The organism is Oxalobacteraceae bacterium OTU3CAMAD1 (genome assembly GCA_024123915.1).
Lineage (GTDB): Bacteria > Pseudomonadota > Gammaproteobacteria > Burkholderiales > Burkholderiaceae_D > Rugamonas.
The window spans coordinates 4702318-4719935 of record CP099650.1; the positions used below are offsets into that span (position 1 = coordinate 4702318).

The 17618-nt window shown below is 63.9% G+C and carries 5 protein-coding genes; 1 reads left to right on the plus strand and 4 read right to left on the minus strand.

Annotated elements, in window-relative coordinates; translation table 11 throughout:
* Positions 1 to 93: 93 nt before the first annotated feature.
* The 3 genes from NHH88_20105 to NHH88_20115 are packed head-to-tail and all read right to left on the minus strand — an operon-like array spanning position 94 to position 15677.
* Positions 94 to 462 (minus strand): hypothetical protein, encoded by a 369-nt coding sequence (locus NHH88_20105; protein ID USX11996.1) that lies wholly within the window; start codon positions 460 to 462, stop codon positions 94 to 96.
* Positions 459 to 13994, minus strand: coding sequence for a hemagglutinin repeat-containing protein (locus tag NHH88_20110; GenBank protein USX11997.1), 13536 nt, complete (start codon positions 13992 to 13994; stop codon positions 459 to 461). The genes NHH88_20105 and NHH88_20110 overlap by 4 nt, the downstream gene beginning before the upstream one ends.
* Positions 13995 to 14036: 42 nt before the next feature.
* On the minus strand, positions 14037 to 15677 hold the full coding sequence (locus NHH88_20115) for a ShlB/FhaC/HecB family hemolysin secretion/activation protein (GenBank protein USX11998.1): 1641 nt from the start codon (positions 15675 to 15677) through the stop codon (positions 14037 to 14039).
* 335 nt (positions 15678 to 16012) lie between these two features.
* Here NHH88_20115 and NHH88_20120 point away from each other — a divergent pair, with 335 nt between their 5' ends.
* Positions 16013 to 16888 carry a transposase gene (locus tag NHH88_20120; protein ID USX11999.1) on the plus strand — a complete coding sequence of 292 codons (876 nt, stop codon included), beginning with the start codon at positions 16013 to 16015 and terminating at the stop codon, positions 16886 to 16888.
* Here NHH88_20120 and NHH88_20125 read toward each other — a convergent pair.
* A complete protein-coding gene (locus NHH88_20125) occupies positions 16885 to 17607 on the minus strand; it encodes an ABC transporter ATP-binding protein (GenBank protein USX12000.1) in 723 nt (240 codons plus the stop codon). The genes NHH88_20120 and NHH88_20125 overlap by 4 nt on opposite strands.
* Between the last annotated feature and the right edge of the window lie 11 nt (positions 17608 to 17618).

The following is a 17618-nucleotide window of genomic DNA, read 5'->3' on the forward strand; positions in this document are numbered from 1 at the left end:
CATGCCAACATCGCCTTCTTAACAACTTCCTCAGATGTCGAATTTTTGTCCACATTGCAAACTCTGGGGGAGCGGGCAGTTCAAGGCCCAGAACTACGGCGCCCCACAAGACGGCATCGCTCTGGAAATTTCGTTGTCATAACACTGCTGTGTAGAGCGATACCCCTTCTTAAGCATACAACGCTGCCAATCGTGAAATAGACGGAAATCGGTATCGCGCTCAGTTTCCCCTTCACGTTGAGCTGCCCTGATAGTTTCCGGGCGAAAGCCAGTATGAAGGGTATAACCTCCGCCGCATTGCGCACTCTCTACCAAACGGCTTTCACTCGTCATGCCTGGCTTCTCCCAATATTCCAAGGTCGCTTTGACCGGTTCCAAATTCATTGGAACAAACCCAAAACCACTGGAACAGCCGCCGGTGAGAGAAAGGACCAACAGGATCACATAAACATTCATCTTCATTTTAATGCACCTATAAACACAGAAATTGCGCGCCAAACCTCGGGAGGAAGGAGTTCCGCTGCTGCGAATGGCGACGCAACCGGAATTGCTACCGCAGCCCAGGTATCGTAAGTGGTACGCACCGTGGGGGACATTCCCCTCGATATGTTCCCTTCCTCGTCATATAAGCCGCTGGCCTTTCCGCCTATATAATCATGGCTACCCGAAAAAGTCTCGATAAGCTGATCCTGCCAACTTCCTGGTGCATAGGCTTTCCCAAACAGAGTTCCCACCATACCCTGAACACCACCTGTCGGACCAGCAGCTTTTTTCCCCTCCTCGGTATTCATAAACGCTGAAAGTGACATTCCGACCGTTTTCTCGTCAAACTGAACTTGTCCTTGCGCATTAAGCAGGAGTTGAGTCCGGCCAGCGGCATCCAAAACAGCTTTGCCGTCTGGCCCCTGCAAGGTCATGCAGCGCTCATTGCTGGCCCCACAAATCAGATCCAAATCCACACGCGTGCCCCCAACTTTTTGACCGTCCCCTCGCACACCATCGCTAGGGCCAGTCAAATTATCGAATTCCGTCTTGCCATCAGTGATACCAGCAAATTTCCCTGAATCCTCAACCATCAATTGGCGCATCGTATTCGCCGCAGCCGACAACCCTTCCTTAGTCAGCGCCGAGCCCGCGTTGCCTGTGACCGCGCCAATCAGCACATTCATCACCTTCTCTTGCGTGAAGAGGTCATTGAGCTGTTCTTGAAGCTGAACCTTATCAGCACCCGTAGCGTTTTTGACTTGCTCTTGCAGCGCGGTTCTCTTGCCATCAACATAGCTACTCACGACAGAAGTAGCAAGGGAACTGGCCGCCTGGGTAATCGCAACCTGCGATTTCATCTCCTCCATCAGCTTCTGTCCGTCCCATGCTTGAGTCAGCGCGCCGGTGTTTCCCACACTGTTTTCAGCAGTAACACCGCGCGCGATGCCAGCGACAACTCCAACTGCATCCTGTCCGGTCAAAGCGAACTGCTGCGCGCCATTGGTGATCGTAATCGCGCCGGCGCTGATGCCGCTGAAAGTTGTGCTCCCCTGACTGCCACTGGCGCTGCCGACCCCGGAACTAACCCCGGCTTTGCCATCTGCGCTGGCCGCCTTCTTTTGCGCCTCGGTTAAATTATCTGGCAAAGAGCTCTGGTCTCCAAGCTTGGTGCTGTAAGAACCAGAGAACGAGTAGCCGCTAGCACTATACGTATCCTTATTCTGCAGGTCGCTGGCGGTCAGACTTCCCGTCGTCAAAGTATTTTTATCCAGATCAACCGCTACCTGGCTACTACTCAGCACGCCGCCCTTGAGGTCGGTATTGCCGGCGACCGTCACCTGGAAACCACCCGCGCCAGACTTAATACCGCTTTGTTCCAGCACGGAGAGGAAATCGCCGTTGACCTTCGATTTTCCGATATTGCCACCCACGGTACTTACACCATAGCAGAACGGAGGAATACAAAGACTAGCGTTCAAGCCGGAACTGCTTTGCTTACTGTCAAACTTGCTACTGTCCTGCAGGCTTTCGATATTGAGGTCTCCACCAATCTGAGCCACCACGCTGTCGCCCGAGATTACGCCACCTTTCAAGGTGGTATCGCCGCCGCTAGTCACCGTTACCTTTTTGCCCGCGTTGACGTGCGAGTTGGTGTAGCCGATATCATCGCCATCAGCCTTGCCGCGCGCCTGACTAACGGCAAGGTCGATGGTGAAGCCGTTTGACGCGCCTCCAATGCCAAAACCGATGCCAATGCTCGCGCCACTGGACTTATTAGTGCTATGCTGGCTGACCGTATTTTCCGCAGCCAACAGATTGACATCGTTGTCCGCAGATAGCGACACATCCCCGCCCGCCTTGATGTCGCTACCAATGGCTGTCAGATTGCTGTCAGTACCGCCCCCGGTAGCCTTAATACTGACGTTACCCCCCGCGATAATTGTGGAGCCGACAGCCGTCTCGCTGGTCCTCACCACATTGTTTTCGCTCTTCGAATTCCCCAAGCTAATACTCACCCGAAGACCACCATCCTTGATGGCGGCCAGCGAGCTCGACATGCCTGACACCGCGCCAGCCGCGGTCAGCGCAGCTAACGCCTGCATGCGGCTGTCGCCGACGCCCTGCGCTGCCTTGACCATGCCACTTACGCCCTTGGCCGCCTCAACGATCGGGACCGTAACAGTGCCGCCGATCGCGGTCTTGCTATAGGTCGAGTGGTCTGTGCTGTCGTTGATATTCGTCGCACCTGAGATCAACACATCCTTCGCGACAATGCTGATGTCACCGGTAGGTGAGGCGACATTGCTCGACGTCTGCGTGTACTGCCCGCCCGCCTTCAACGTCACATTGCCGCTAAGGCTGGCGATCTGGCTGCCCACCTGCGTCACGCTCTCGGCCGTGCCGTCGTTGGTGGTCTTGACGGTGCCCACCGCCGCCTGGAAGCGCGTTCCTATAGAGCCGGATTTCTTGCTGCTGCTGGCCGATTCGCTGTCGACGCTGTTCTCGGCGCTGACGATGCTCAGGTCGCGCTTGGCGTCGATGACGATGTCCTTGTCGGCCACCACCGTGCTGCCGGTGATGATGGTGTCGCGACCGCTGGTCGCGCTCACGCTGCCGCCGCTGAGCACGCTGCCCACCTGCGTGACCGTGTTGCTGCTGCCGGTCTTGTTATCCTGGCTCTTGGTGTAGCCGACGCCTTCGGTGATGTCGAGCGAGAAACCGCTCTTCTTGTGTTCGGCACTGTGGTTCTCGCTGCCCGTCTGCGCGGCGCTCGACACCAGCAGGTCGCGCCCGGCGTTCAAGGTCAAGGCGTTCTCCGCCGTCAGCTGGCTGCCGCCGATGACGATGTCATTGCCCGATTTGACCGAGACCGAGCCACCGCTGACGTTGCCGCCGATCACATTGCTCACGCTGCTGTAGTCGGCCGTCGTGTCGCTGCTCTTCTTGAAAGTGCTCTTCGATTCGCGGTGGAAGGCCACGTCGGACAGGTGGTTTTCCTGTACCTGGGTGATACTGACGTCGCCGCTTGCCGCCAGCGACACGTCGCCGCCGCCGGCGATGTTGCTGCCGGCGATGGCCAGCCCACCGGCGCCGGCGTCGCCCGCCTTGATCGTCAGGTTGCCGCCTGCGGCAACCGTGGCGCCAACGACGGTTTGGTCTTCGTGGATGATCTTGTCGTAGCTCTTGCTTTTCGGATCATTTTCCTGGTGCGTCTTGACCTCGTCGACGACCGCGGCGATGGAAATATCGCGCCCTGCCACCATCGTACCGTTGCCGGTGGCGCCCAGATTCACTTGCGTGCCGCTCAGCTTGATGTCCTGCCCCGCCTTGAGCGACAGGTCGCCGGTGGTGCTTATCTGGCCGACCTTGTTGGTGATGCTGCTGTCGTTCTGCCGGTTGCCGTTGACGTCGGCGACATAGGCGCTGCCGGTCTGGATGGCGTTGAAGGCGATGTCGCGCCCTGCCTGGATGACGGCGCTGGCGGCGACAATGGTGCCGCCGGTGTCGGTGACGTCGCGTCCGGCCGAGATGCCGAGCGCGCCCGTGGCCGTGATGCTGGTCTGGTTCGACAGCGACGTGTAGCTGCCGCTTGTGTTGACGCTGGCATACTCCTGCTTGACGCTGAGCGATTGGTTGATAACGTCGCGCTCGGCCTTCAAGCCGACGTCGCCGCCCTTGATGGAGCCGCCCTGGTTGACGATGTCCTGCCCCGCGATCAGCACAGTACGACCGTTGCCGCCGTCGATCAGGCCGCCCCGGTTGACGATGCTGTCCGTGGTGTCGATCTTGACGCCTGCGCCGGTGACGAGCGCGCCGCTAGGTTTGACGGCGTCGTTGCCGGCGTGCGCCAGATAGACCTTCGGAACCAGCACCTTCTCGACGGTGCCATCGGGCAGCATGACGGTTTCGGTTTCCATCCAGACGATGTCACTGGTCAGATGGCTGATCTGATCGGCCGTCAGCGCGATGCCGGGACGCAGGTTGAATTGCTGGGCGAAGCTGACGCCGCTAGTCAACAGCGCCTTGTAGCGGCTATCGTCGCTCTCGCCGGTGGCCGGCGCGCGGCCGGTCAGCTCGATCAACTGGTCACGCACCATTTTTTGCTCGTAGAAGCCGTCGCCCAGGCGTTTCTGGGTGGTCGACGGGTCCATCGCCAGCTGGTTGAGCAGGTAATCGCTGCTGACCCAGTTGCCGTGGTTGGCGAATTGCGAGCGGGTTTCGAACACATAGCTGCCGTTGGCATCTGGATTGATGGTGGACAAGCCATTGGGCGAGACCTTGACCGCGTTGGCGTTGCCGCCGACTTGCGAGGCGCCCTGCGTCTGCCCGGCGCCGCGCCCGGTGGTAAGGTCGCCCAGCGCGCCGCCATTGGCGCCGCTGCCGTTGACGCGGTCCGCGCCGCGTGCGCCACCGGTGACGCCGCTGCCGTTGGCGCTGCTGGCATCGCCCGCATTGTTGACCAGACCGCTGCCGTTCGTGTCCAGCATGGTTTGGGCGTTGTTGCCCGTGCCGCTGGCGCCTGCCTGGCCGTTGGCGAGGGCGTTGTTGACCAAGCCGCTCGCGCCGTTCAGGCCGCCGACCGAGGCATGGTTGCCGACGCCGCTGCCACCGACCTGTCCGTAGGCGTTGCCGCCGCTGCCGCCGCTGCCGGAGGCGTGGCTGGCGGCGGTGGCGATGTTGTTGCCGGTGGCGACGACGTTGACGCTGTCGAGGATGTTGCCGGCCGTGCCGGCGGTGACGTCGACGTTGGTGAAGCTGCGTCCGGTGATGCTAACGCCTTTGCCGCCGGAGATCGTGCCGGCCGCTGTGCCGATCACCTCGTTCAAGGTCGGCATGGTGTAGGCGGTCACATCGCCGTCATAGGTCCGCCACGTACCGTCGAAGGTGTGGGCACGGTACAGCGTGGCGCCTTCGTTGACGATGGCCGCGCCGCCGTCGATGACCAGGCCACCGTTGGCGATGATATTGCCGTACTGATTCATCAACGACTGGCCGACGGTCATGTGCATATTGCCGCCGGACAGAATCTGCGCCAACGCACCGGATGTTGGGGAGATCTGATCTTCAATCGCCACGTGGTGCGCCACCCGCGATTGCTCCAGTTTGCCGGCCTCGGACTTCAGCGACCGTATCTTTTCGCGGTTGATGATGGTGGTCGGATCGTAGTAATTCGGCTGGGTCACGAAGCGCACGCAGTTCGCGGCACAACTGCCATACTGGTTGGAGAACGTCGGCCCTGAATCGGTCCAGCTGGTGACGTGATCGACATATTGGTAGGCGTTGCTCTGCGGGCCGCCCTGGTCCGGATTGGCCTGGTTGTCGGAGCTGTACAGATAGAACAGCTCGCGTGTGCCATCGCTCATCGATATACGGGCCTTGGCGCCGTAGGCGCTGTACAAACCGCTTCCGCCGGCGACGAAGGCCGAATCGTTGGCGTGCGTACGTATCACGGCGCGGCCGTAGGTATTGCCGTCCGGCGCTACAAAGGTGGCGTTCTCAATAATATCGTCGGGATTGACGAAGTACACCTCGTGCGGGAAATAGTTGGCGGAGTTCGGGTCGAAATTCTTGTGGTTGTCGCCGTTGTGATACCACTCGGGCAACTGCATCTGCTTGGTTTCGTCGACCGTCTGCACCTTGACCAGCGAAACGTTCTCACGAATGTTGTTCAGCGTACCCGCGTTCAGCACCAGATCGCCAGCCGCTTCGATGGTTGACGAAATATTATTGACCACGGCCGTCTGCCCGCCCGTCAACGCGCCCACGATGGCCAGGCTGCCGGAACTGTAGATGGTCGCCCCGCCGGTGTTGTTCACCGTCCCGGACACGCCCAGGATCATCGAATTGGTCGCGCCCACCAGCGACGTCGCCGTCGTGTTATTGAGATTTTGCGCGGTCATCGTCAAATCGCCGCCGACGATGGCGTTGTTGTTGGTGACCGTGCCGCCGCTGACGATGTCGAGCGCGGTCTCGCCGTTGATCTCGCCGTCGTTGTTCAGGTCGCCCGCAGCCTTGATCGCCACGCCCTGCGCCTGAATCACGGCGCCGGCATTGTTGGTGACCGCGTTGCCGCTCAGCGTGAGGTTGCGCACCGCTTCAAAGGTGGCGTTGTTGGTGATGTTGCCCGTCACCGTCAGGCTCAGGTCGCGGTTCGAGTGGAACTGCTGCGTGCCGTTGCCTTGCGTGTAGTCGCCATCCATCGTCAGCGCCAGGTCGCGTCCGCCCTGCAGCTCGCCGTTGCCCGTCATCGTGTGCGTGACGACGATCAGGTCGCGGCCGGTGGTGATGTGGCCGCCTTCGTTGCTGAGCTGGTTCGTGGTCAGATTCAGGTCGCCTTGCGAGCCTGTCGCCGTTCCCAGATTGCCGCCGTCGTTCTTGACGACATTGGCGACGATCAATGCGTTGCCGGCCGAGACGATGGAGCCGCTGTTGTTCAAGGTGGCGGCGGCCTGGTTGAAGGTCAGCGTGCCCGCGCTGTTGATCTTGCCCTGGTTGTCCAGTTGCTGCGTCACCTGCAGGTCGAGGTTCTTGCTGGTGGCGATATTGCCGTTGATGCCGCTGGTCAAGGTCGTCGATTTGATCACCAGGTTGCCGTTGCCGGCGATGGTGCCGTTGTTGCCGATCACGCCCAGGCTGGTGATGGTGGCGTCGCCGCTGCCGATGTTGATGATCTTGCCGCTGCCGTTGTCGATGGATTGCGCCGACAAGGTCAAGACCGATGCCGCGCCGATCGCTTCGATGACGCCGGCGTCGTTGCCCAGGGCGCCGGTCGCCTTGATCTCCAGGTCGCCGCCCGCGTGCAGCGTGCCCTGCGTGTTCGTCAGCGCGCCGTCGATGGCCAGTACCGCCTTGCCGTCCGACAAGATCTGTCCGCCGACATTGCTCAAGCTCTTGCCGGTGACCGTCAGCTCGGCGCCGCTGTCCTTGGCGGTGGCGATCTGGCCGCCGTCGTTGACGATGGCATTGGCCACGAACGTGGCCTTGTCGCCGGCGACGATCTTGCCGTTGTTGTTCAGATTGGCGGCGGATTGGTCGAACACCAGTGTGCCGGTGCTGGTGATGTCGGCGTGGTTGTCCAGTTGCTCGGTGACCTTCAGCAACAGATTGTTGCCGGCGCCGATGGCGCCGCCGGTGTTGTTGGTCAAGGTCTTGGCGCTCAGATTGAGGTCGCCGTTACCCGCCAGCACGCCGCTGTTGACGATGCTGCTGTCGCTGACCAGATTGGTGTCCCCGGTGCCGACGTTGACGATACGCCCCGCCGTGCTGTCGATCGCGCCTGCCTTGATCTCCAGCTTGCTGGCCGCGCCGCCGGCCTCGATGGCGCCGCCGGTATTGTCCAGCGTCCCCGTCGCGCCGATGTCGACGTCGCCGCCCGCCTGTACCTTGCCTGCGCTGTTATCGAACCTGCCGCCGCTGGTCAAATCGGCGTCGCCGCTGGCCAGGATCTTGCCGCCACGATTGCTGATGGCGTCGGCATCGACCTCGATGTCGGCGCCGGAAGCGCCGGCCGTGGCGATCTGCCCGCCGTCGTTGCTGAAGCTGGCCGCGTTGAAGGTGGCCCGGCCGCCGGAGATCATTTGCCCGCTGTTGCTGAAGCTGGCACCCCATTGCATGAACTCCAGGGTGCCGGCGCTGCTGACCGTCCCCATGTTCTGCATCTGCTGCGTCACCGCCAGGGTCAGGTCGCCGCCGGCGGCGACCGTGCCGCCGGCGCCGTTCTGCGCCGTCCGCGCCGACAGGATCAGATCGCCATTGCCGGCGATCATGCCGTTGCTGGTGATGGCGCCGACGGCGCTGATCGAGGTCAGCCCGCCACCCACGTTGACCAGGCGGCCGCTGCCGTTGTTGATGGCCCCGGCGCTGATCGTGAACACGCTGGCCGCGCTGGCCGTTTCGATCACGCCGCCGGAGTTGCTCAGCAGGCCGCCGGCCGACAGGTCGAGCGTGCGCAGGGCCTGGATGGTGCCGCCCGTGTTGTTGACGGTGCCGGTAACGTCGAGCAAGGCGCTGCCATTGGCCAGCACGCTGCCGCCCTGGTTGCTCATGCTCTGGCTGTCGATCAGGATATCGGCGCCGCTGTTGTTCAGGGTCGCGATCTGGCCGCCGTCGTTGTTCAGCACGCCGGCCGCGATGTGCGCCTGACCCGCCGAGACGATCTGCCCCCGGTTGTTAACCACGGCGGTGGCGCGGCTGAAGTCGAGCGTGCCGCCGCTGCTGATGGTGCCACGATTGTCGAGCTGCTGCGCGACCGCCATGTCCAGGTTGACGCCGGACACGATATTGCCGCCGGCCTGGTTCTGCAAGGTATTGGCGACCAGGTTCACATCGCCGTTACCGGCGATCAGGCCGCTGTTGACGATGCCGTTCTGCGCGGAGACCGACGTGTCATTGGTGCCGACGTTGACGATGCGCCCGCCGGTGTTGTCGATCGCGCCGGCGCCCAGGCTGAAGGTGCTGTCGCTGCCGATCGCTTCGATGACGCCGCTCGTATTGTTGAGCACGCCGCCCACGTCAAGCCCCATGTCCTGCCTGGCCTGGATGGTGCCGCGCGTGTTGTCGGCCGTGCCCGCCACGGCGAGCTGCGCGCTGTGGTCGGCGAGGATGGCGCCGTCGCGGTTGCTCAGGCTGCCGCTGGTCAGCGCGATATCGCTGCCGGAACCTTTTACCGTCGCCAGTTGGCCGCCATTGTTGTCGAACGCGCCCGCGCTCAAGGTCGCCTTGCCGCCGGAGATGATGGTGCCGCTATTCTGAACCGCCGCCGTCACCTCGGTGGAATCCAGCGTGCCGGTGCTGTTGATCGCGCCAAGATTTTGCAGCTCGCGCGTCACGCCCAGGGTCATGTCGCCGCCGGAGAAGACGGTCGCGCCGGCCGTGTTGCGCAAAGTGTCGGCGGTGACGTCCAGCTTGCCGCTGCCGGCCACCAGGCCGCCATTCAGCAGCAAGGCATCGGCGCCGACATGGGTGTCGCCGGTGCCGACGTTGACGATGCGGCCGCCGGTGTTGTCGATCGCGCCGGCCTGCACCTGCATGACGCTGCCGGCGCTGATCGCTTCCAGCACGCCGGCGGTGTTATTGATGGCACCGCCCGCGCTGACTCGCAGGTCCTGCACCGCCTGGATCACACCCTGGGCGTTGTTCAGCGCGCCGGTGAGCGTGAAGATGGCGTTGCGGTCGGCTTGGATCAGGCCGCCACGATTGGAGACGGCGGCGGCCGTGATGCCGACGTCCGCCTGTGACTGTTTCAGCGTGGCGATCTGGCCGCCATCGTTGTTCAGCACGCCGGCGGCGAGCTGCATTTCACCGCCGGCGACGATGCGCGCGGCGTTGGTCAGGGTGGCGGTCGCCAGGGTCGAGGTCATGGCGCCGACGCTGCTGATGATGCCGTTGTTGTCGAGTTTGTCGCGCACGGCCAGTTGCAGCGCGGCGCCGGAGGAGACGGCGCCGCCGGCGTTGTTGGCCAGGGTCAGCGAGGACACGCTCAGGCTGCCGTTGGCGGCGATCAGGTTGTTGTTCTGGATATACGATGCCGAGGTCACGCTTGAATCGCCGTTGCCGGCGCTGACGATGCGGCCGTCGGTGTTATCGATGGCGCCGCCGCCGATGTGCATCGCGCTGGTGGCCGCCAAGGTCTCGATGATGCCGTTGCGGTTGTCGAGCAAGGCGCCGGCGCCCAGTGCCAGGTCGCGCCGGGTCTGCACCACGCCGTGCTGGTTGTCGGCCGCGCCGCTGACGGCGATGTCGCCGGCGCCGTCCGACAGGATGCGGCCGCGCTGGTTGCTCAGGCTGTCGCTCTCGATGGTGAGGTTGGCGTCCGACTTGGCCGCCGTGGCGATGTCGCCGTCGTCGTTGTTCAGCCGCCCGGCCTTGATCAGCAGGTCGCCGTTGGCGCTGACGAGTCCGGTGTTCACCAATTCTGCCGTCACGCGGCTGAAGGCCAGCGTGCCGTTGCTTTGGATGGCGCCGTCGTTTTGCAGGCGGTCGCTCACGCCCAACGTCATGTCCAGGCCCGACGTCACAGCGCCGGTGGTAGTGTTGTCGAGGGTTTGCGCGTTCAGGGTCAACGCGCCGTTGCCGGCGATCAGACCGCTGTTGAAGACACTCGTGGCGGCGGCGACGTTGGTGTCGCCGCCGCCGACGTTGACGATGCGGCCGACGGTATTGTCGATCGACAGCGCGCTGACGTCCAGTTTCCCGAGCGCGCCGAGTACTTCGATCACGCCGCCGGTGTTGTCCAGCGCGCCACCGGCGCCGATCTGCATCTCCCAACCGGCCTGCATGGTGCCGAGATTGTTGTTGATTGTGCCGGTAAAGTTCAAGCTGGCGCTGCCGCTGGCGATGATTTTCCCGCCGCCGTTGTCCAAGGTGCCGCCCAATAATGACATCTGGGGCACGAGGGTGCCGGTGGTCGTGATCAAGCCCCGGTTGACGAGGCCGTCCGCCACCACCACCATGCCGTCGGCCGCGCTAACCTGGCCGTAGTTGATGACCTGCGCCGTCCCGCCCTGGAGCGCCAACTTGGCGCCGCCATTGATCAAGCCATAGTTGGTCAATTCCCGGGTCACCGCAACGCGCAAGTCGCTGCCGCTGGTCATCGTGCCGCTGTTCTCAATGACCGGCGCGCTCATCTCCACCTGTCCGTTGCCCGCGATCAGGCCACTGCTGACGATGCTGCTGGAGGCGTTGATGTCGGTGTCGCCCAGGCCGACGTTGACGATGCGGCCCGCGGTATTGCGGATGGCGCCGGCCTGCACGCTCAGCTTGCTGAACATGCCGGCGGCCTCGATCGCGCCGCTCTGGTTGAGCAGCGTGCCGGCCACCGTGATGGCGGCGTCGCGCTCGGCCAACATCAGGCCGGAAGAGTTGTCGAGGCCACCTTTTCCGGCGGTGACGTCGAGGTGGCGATCGGCGATCACCTTGCCGCCGCGATTGCCGATGTCCTGCGCGCTCAGCGAGACGTCGGCGCCGGAACCGGCCGCCGTGCCGATCTGGCCGGCGGCGTTATTGGCGTGCGCCACCGCGACCGTGAGGTCGTCGCCGGCGGCGATGCGGCCGGAGTTGTTCAGCGTGGCCGCGTCCTCGGTGAAGTCGAGCTTGCCACCGCTGCTGATGTCGCCGCTGTTGTCCAGCTGCCGCTGGATGGCCAGTTCCATGCTGGTGGCCGACTGCACCGTGCCATCGTTGCGCACGGTCTGCGCGGCCAGCAGCAGCGCGCCGTTGGCGCCGATGACACCGCTGTTGAGCACATTGGTGCTGCTGGTGACGCTGGTCGCGCCGGCGCCCGCGTTGGCGATGCGGCCTTTGCTGTTGTCGATATCACTGGCCGCGACCGCCATGGTGGCCGTGCCGGCGATGGTTTCCAGCACCCCGGCGCGGTTGTCGAGCTTGCCGCTGGCCGTCAAAGCCAGTCCGGTGGACGCCTGGATGTAACCATTCTGGTTGGCGACGGCGCCGTCGGCGTTGAGCGCGACGCGGCCGGCCGCGACGATCTTGCCGCCGACGTTGCTGATGGCGCCGCTGTTCAGCGCCAGGTTGGCGCCGGCCGACAACAGGCCGCCGTCATTGTCGAAGCCCAGCGAGCGGCCGGTGAAATTGCCGCCGACGACAATCTTGCCGCCATGGTTGTCGAACGCGCCGGTGCGCAGGCGGAAATCGTTGAGTACGCTCAATTGGCCGGCGTTGTTGCTGAAGGCGCCGCCGTCGACGTCCAGCGACGACAGGTTCAAGCGGCCGCCGGCGTTGTTCAGCGCGGTGACGGCAACGCCGATGTCGCCGCCGGACATGATCTGGCCCGCGCGGTTGGCGATGGCGCCGGCGATCCGCAGGTAGCCGTCCGGCACCGGCGCTGGCGCCACGGGGGTTACGGGTGTGTTGGTGGTTGGCGTCGGTGCTGGGGTCGCGGTCCCGGCATCGCCGCCGGCGCCCGCGCCATTGGCTGGATTGCCGGTATTGCCGCCGCCCGCGCCGCTGTCGACGCCGCCGTTACCAGGCACCGGGCCAGAGGACCCGTCAGCGGCGGCTGGCGCCGCCCCCACCTGGCCGCCGCCGCTGTTGTCCAGCAACGCGGCAGCGATGTCCAGCCGTGCCGCCCCGCTCTGCACAATCTTGCCGGACTGGTTGACCAGGCCGCCGGCGGCGCTGCTCAGCGCTACGCTCTGCGCCTGGACAAGTCCACTACTATTGTCGATATCGCCTTGCAACGACAGCGCGGCCCGGGCATCGCTGCTGAGCGTGCCACGATTCGTCAGCGTGTTGGCCGCCAGCCGCACGCCGGTCTGGCCGCTCAGCGTACCGCTGTTGGAAACGGCCGCCGGCGTATCGAGCGCCAGTGCGCCGGCCGCGAAGACGGTGCCGCTGTTGTCGATCGCGTCCGCGCCGGCCAGGGTGACATCGGCCTCGCCATACACCTTGCCGCTGTTGACGACACCGCCGCGCGCGCTCAGCTGCAGTGCCTTGCTGGCGCTGAGGCTGCCGGCGTTTTCCAGCCGCCCGGCGCTGGTCACGACCAGCTCGCCGGCGGCCGCGCCGATGCTGCCGGCGTTGCGCACGCCGACGCCGGCCTCGGTGCCGATCAAGGTGATCTTGTTGGCATACATACCGCCCAGCAGTGCGGTGTCGACGCCGTAGCGCGGCGCCTCGCCGCCACCGGCGCCGGGCGCCAGCGTGGTGGTGACCGCGCCGGTGGCGTCGGTGGACAGGGCCACCTCGTTGACGCCAGTCGTCACCTCCAGCTGCTGCGCCCACACGCCGGCGTTCAACTGCACCGAGCGCGCGATCAAGGCCGTGTAGTCGGTCAGGCGGGCGTCGAGTCCGCTGCCCTCAAGGCTGATCAGGCCGCGCTGCACGGAATAGCCGTTGAGGCCGCCATCGGCCGCGTTCATCAGCGGCGTACCGGTGGTCAAGGTCGCCCGGCTGACGTTGATGAAGCCGGCGCCATCGACCACGATGCCCGCCGGATTGGCGATCACCAGTTCGGCGCGGTTGCCGGCCACTTCCATGTAACCGCGCAGCTGGCTCGGATTATTGGAATTGACCTCGTTCAGGATCACGCGCGCCGTGCCCTGCGCCAGCCACGGATTGCCATCGATCCAGCCGCCCAGCTGGCTTTGCACCGCCGCGCGCGAATTGTTCAGCACGGCGCCGCTCTTGGGCACGTCGAAGCGGTTGTAAACGTTGCGCGACACGCCGGCCGCGCTCGGCGTCTGCACGTTGACCTGCAACACGCCGTTGGCCGTGTTCAACACCGTGGCCTGCTGCCGGCCGGGCGCGTTGGGGTCCGCGACGATCTGCGCCGCCGCCATCTGCATCATCGCCGCCGAACCGCCCATCACCCCGAGCAGCGCCAGGGTCATGCCGCGCACGCGCGTCGTCATCGGGCCGGGCCGGGCGCCGCCGCTCGATGCCGCGCCGCTCTGGCCACGCCCCTTGCCCTGGCTGCTGGCGTTTTCCTGGACGGCCATCAAAAGACCACGGCGTTTGTTGAAGACGATGCGATAGCACAGCTTGTTCATGACGGTTCTTTCTGCCGGCGGGGTTCGGGCCGGCGCTTGCGGTTAATACTGGTAGTTCAAACTGAAGCCGCCGGTGTTTGAGGCGGTGCGAAAACGCTCGGGCTTGCGGATCGGCCGCCCGATGAAGACATCGATCTGGGCGCCGCCAAGCTGGCTGCGCCAGCCCAGGCCGCCGCCGGTCAGGCTGGTGCCGGCCAGCAAAGCGGCGCGCTCGCCGCCGACCTCGCCGTGATCGAGGCCGAGGTAAAGCTGGTTCCGGCCGTTGACCGACCAGCTCAATTCGTTGCGCAGCAGCCAGCCGCGGTCGGCCGACAAGCTGCTCTCGCCGTCGAAGCCGCGCACGGTGTACCGTCCGCCGATGGCGAAACGGTCCTGCGGAATCAGGCGGTCGCGCGCCCACTGGCCGCGCCAGCTGGCCTGGTATTGCAGCTTGGCCGCGCCCAGCGCGAACGGCTGCGTGAAGCTGGCGTCGGCGCTGACGATGGCCGGGCGCGCGGTACCGTCGCCGAACTCCTCCTCCGGCGCCGCCAGGGTGCCGAACATATGCGTGCCGCGCTTGTAGGTCAGCGCGCCGTCGAGCGTGGCCTCGCCGACGAACTCCTTGTGCGACAGGCTCAGCTCGTAGCCGCCCATCTGGCGCCGTTGCACCTGCACTTCGGTATCGTCAATGAAGTTGTTGCTGCGGCGCTGATACAGGCGCAGCGCCGCCGTGGTCTTGCGCGCGGCGTCGCGGTACAGCACGCGGGCGGCCTTCAGGTCGACATTGCCGCTGGTGCCGCTGTAGATGTAGTTCTGATTGGCGCCGGCGATGGACTGGTAGTAACGGTAGTGGCTGGCATTGAGCGACAGCAGCCAGTAACCGGCCGGCATCGAATAATGCAGCGCGTAGTTGCGGGTGCCATGCTCCGATTCGGCGCCTCCGGCCGGCAGGTCGCGGTTGGCGCTGAAATACATCAGCTCATGCCAGCCGAGTACGTTGTCCAGCGACACGGTGGCGCCGCCCTGGTACTTGCCGGTGGACTTGCCGCCGCTGTCGTCCGCCGACAGGCTCAAGCGCACCGGGAGTGCCTGGCGCCACTTGATCAGCAGATCGCTCTCGCCGGGCAGGTCGCCGGGAACGATATCGATGTCCGCCTCGGCGGTCGGCACCCGCTTGAAGTTTTCCAGCGCCTGTTCGATGTCGCGCAGGTTGAGGATGTCACCCGGCGAAGCGGGCACGGCGTTGCGCCACGACGGTCCCGCCTTATCGGCTGGCGCGGCAAAACGGATGGCGCGGATGCGGCCGGGCACCACCAGCAATTGCAACCGGCCGCCCAGCAAATCCTGTGGCGCGGCCAGCACCCGGGTGGTCACATAGCCGGCCGCGACGAGCGCGTTCTGCACCTTGCCGATGACGGTGTTAATGCCGGCGCTGCCCAGGCAGCGGCCGACCGCATCGTCCGCCGCTTTGAGCGCCCAAGCGAACCGGGCCGCGCCCTCGCCTGACAGCGTGATCTCGCGGATGGGAAAGCACGGCTTTTCGTCGGCGGGATAGGTGGCGCCGGTCACTGCGGGCGCGCGCGGCAGACGCACGTCCGGCCGCTTTTCCTCGGCCTGTTCCGACTGCGCACGCTCGCGCTGCTGCTGGCGCTGCAATTGCTGCGCGGCTAGATCGGTCGGCGACTGGGCGCGGGATGGGGTCATGCTGCACAGCACAAATATGCCGCATGACAGCTGGAAAAACGGCTTCATTTGTTGCCCTGTAGAATCATTAATTGCGAATTATATAGACGCAATTTCCATAGGGCAACCAAAAATGTTGCATGATACAGATATATTTTAGTTAGTACAAATATAATTGTATATTATAATTTTAATTCTCACCAATTCTCACATAACATTAATTGATATTATAACCAGCCCGAAATGTAATTAACAGTTAAGAACAAAACCCCGGGGTCAGGTCCGACATTCGGACAAAATTGAACCAAATTGAGACCGCACAGCTCGATGTTTGGCGAAAAAGCTAACATCAGGGGATGACCCGACCTCTCCGACTAGAATTTGCAGGCGCCCTCTATCATGTAACGTCCAGGGGTGACCGAAAGACCGCGATCTTTCTGGACGATCTCGACCGCGCGCGGTGGATGTCGATCCTCGATCTCGTGTGTGCCCGCTACAACTTCTCGATCCTGGGATTTTGTCAAATGACAAACCACTACCATCTGATCCTGGAAACGGCCGATGGCAATCTGTCATGCGGCATGCGGCATCTCAACGGCTTGTACTCGCAATATTTCAATCGTCGTCACGGACTTGTCGGGCACCTGTTTCAAGGTCGCTACAAAGCGATTTTGGTGCAGCGCGAGAGATATCTACTGGAACTGACGCGATACGTGGTGTTGAATCCGGTGCGCGCAGGCTTCGTGACGTCCCCGGATGCCTGGCGGTGGAGCAGTCACGCTTGCGTCATGGGAACCGTCCCGGCCCGCGCCTGGCTCGACACGGCCGCCACATTGCGGCAGTTTGGAACGGAGCGGGCGTCGGCGGTGGAAGCGTATCTCCGCTTCGTCATGGAAGGAATTGGCTGCGAGAGCCCGCTTAAAAACATCAGGCATCAATTGCTGCTTGGCGACGACGCCTTCGTGGCCGAGCCTTCGAATACCACGCCGCACGAGAAATTTCCCGCCATCGCCAAAACACAGCGCCGCGCCGTGAGCCTATCCCTGGAGGAATATCAGGTGCGCTATCCAGACCGGGATGAGGCCATGGCGCACGCCTACCACTGCACCGCTTACACGATGGAACAGATCGCCGCCCACTTCGGTGTTTCGTCGAAGACAGTGAGCAGAGCGGTGAACGCGCTCGGACCGATCAGCTCGTGTCCGAATGTCGGACCTGACCCCGGGGGTTAGTGGCCGCCGCCGAGGTAGGCAGCGATCACCTTGGGATCCGTTTTCAGGCTCTCGGCCGGGCCGTGGACGGAGATGCTGCCGTTTTCCAGCACGTAGCCGTAGTCGGCCACGTTCAGCGCGGCGGCGGCGAATTGCTCGACCAGCAGCATCGTCACGCCCTCGGACTTCAGCCGCATAATGATGCGGAAGACCTCCTCGACCAATATCGGCGCCAATCCCATCGACGGCTCGTCGAGCAGCACCACGTCCGGGTTGAGCATGATGGCGCGCGCCATCGCCAGCATTTGCTGCTCGCCGCCGGACAGGGTGCCGGCCAGCTGCCCTTGCCGCTCCTTCAGGCGCGGGAACAGCTCCAGCGCCTTTTCCAGGTCATGTTTGATGAAGCCCTTGGGCCGGGCGCCGGTGAAGCGAGGGAAGGCGCCGAGCAGCAGGTTGTCCGTCACCGTCATCGAGGCGAACACGCGCCGCCCCTCCGGCGAATGCGCCAGGCCGGCGCGGGCGATCCGGTGCGAGTCGAAACCGGTGATGTCCTTGCCGTCCAGCGTGACCTTGCCGCCCTTCGGTTTGATCATGCCGGAGATGGCGCGCATGGTGGTGGTTTTGCCGGCGCCGTTGGAGCCGATCAGGGTCACCAGCTTGCCCTTGGGGACGTCCAGCGAGATGCCGTGCAGGACTTCGACTTTGCCGTAGGCGGCGTGCAGATTGGAGATCGATAGCATGTCTGTCCTCG

Coding starts and splice junctions, on each gene's coding strand:
- NHH88_20115 (USX11998.1), bottom strand. CDS start 15,677: ATGACCCCATCCCGCGCCCAGTCGCCGACCGATCTAGCCGCGCAGCAA.
- NHH88_20120 (USX11999.1), top strand. CDS start 16,013: ATGACCCGACCTCTCCGACTAGAATTTGCAGGCGCCCTCTATCATGTA.
- NHH88_20105 (USX11996.1), bottom strand. CDS start 462: ATGAAGATGAATGTTTATGTGATCCTGTTGGTCCTTTCTCTCACCGGC.
- NHH88_20110 (USX11997.1), bottom strand. CDS start 13,994: ATGAACAAGCTGTGCTATCGCATCGTCTTCAACAAACGCCGTGGTCTT.
- NHH88_20125 (USX12000.1), bottom strand. CDS start 17,607: ATGCTATCGATCTCCAATCTGCACGCCGCCTACGGCAAAGTCGAAGTC.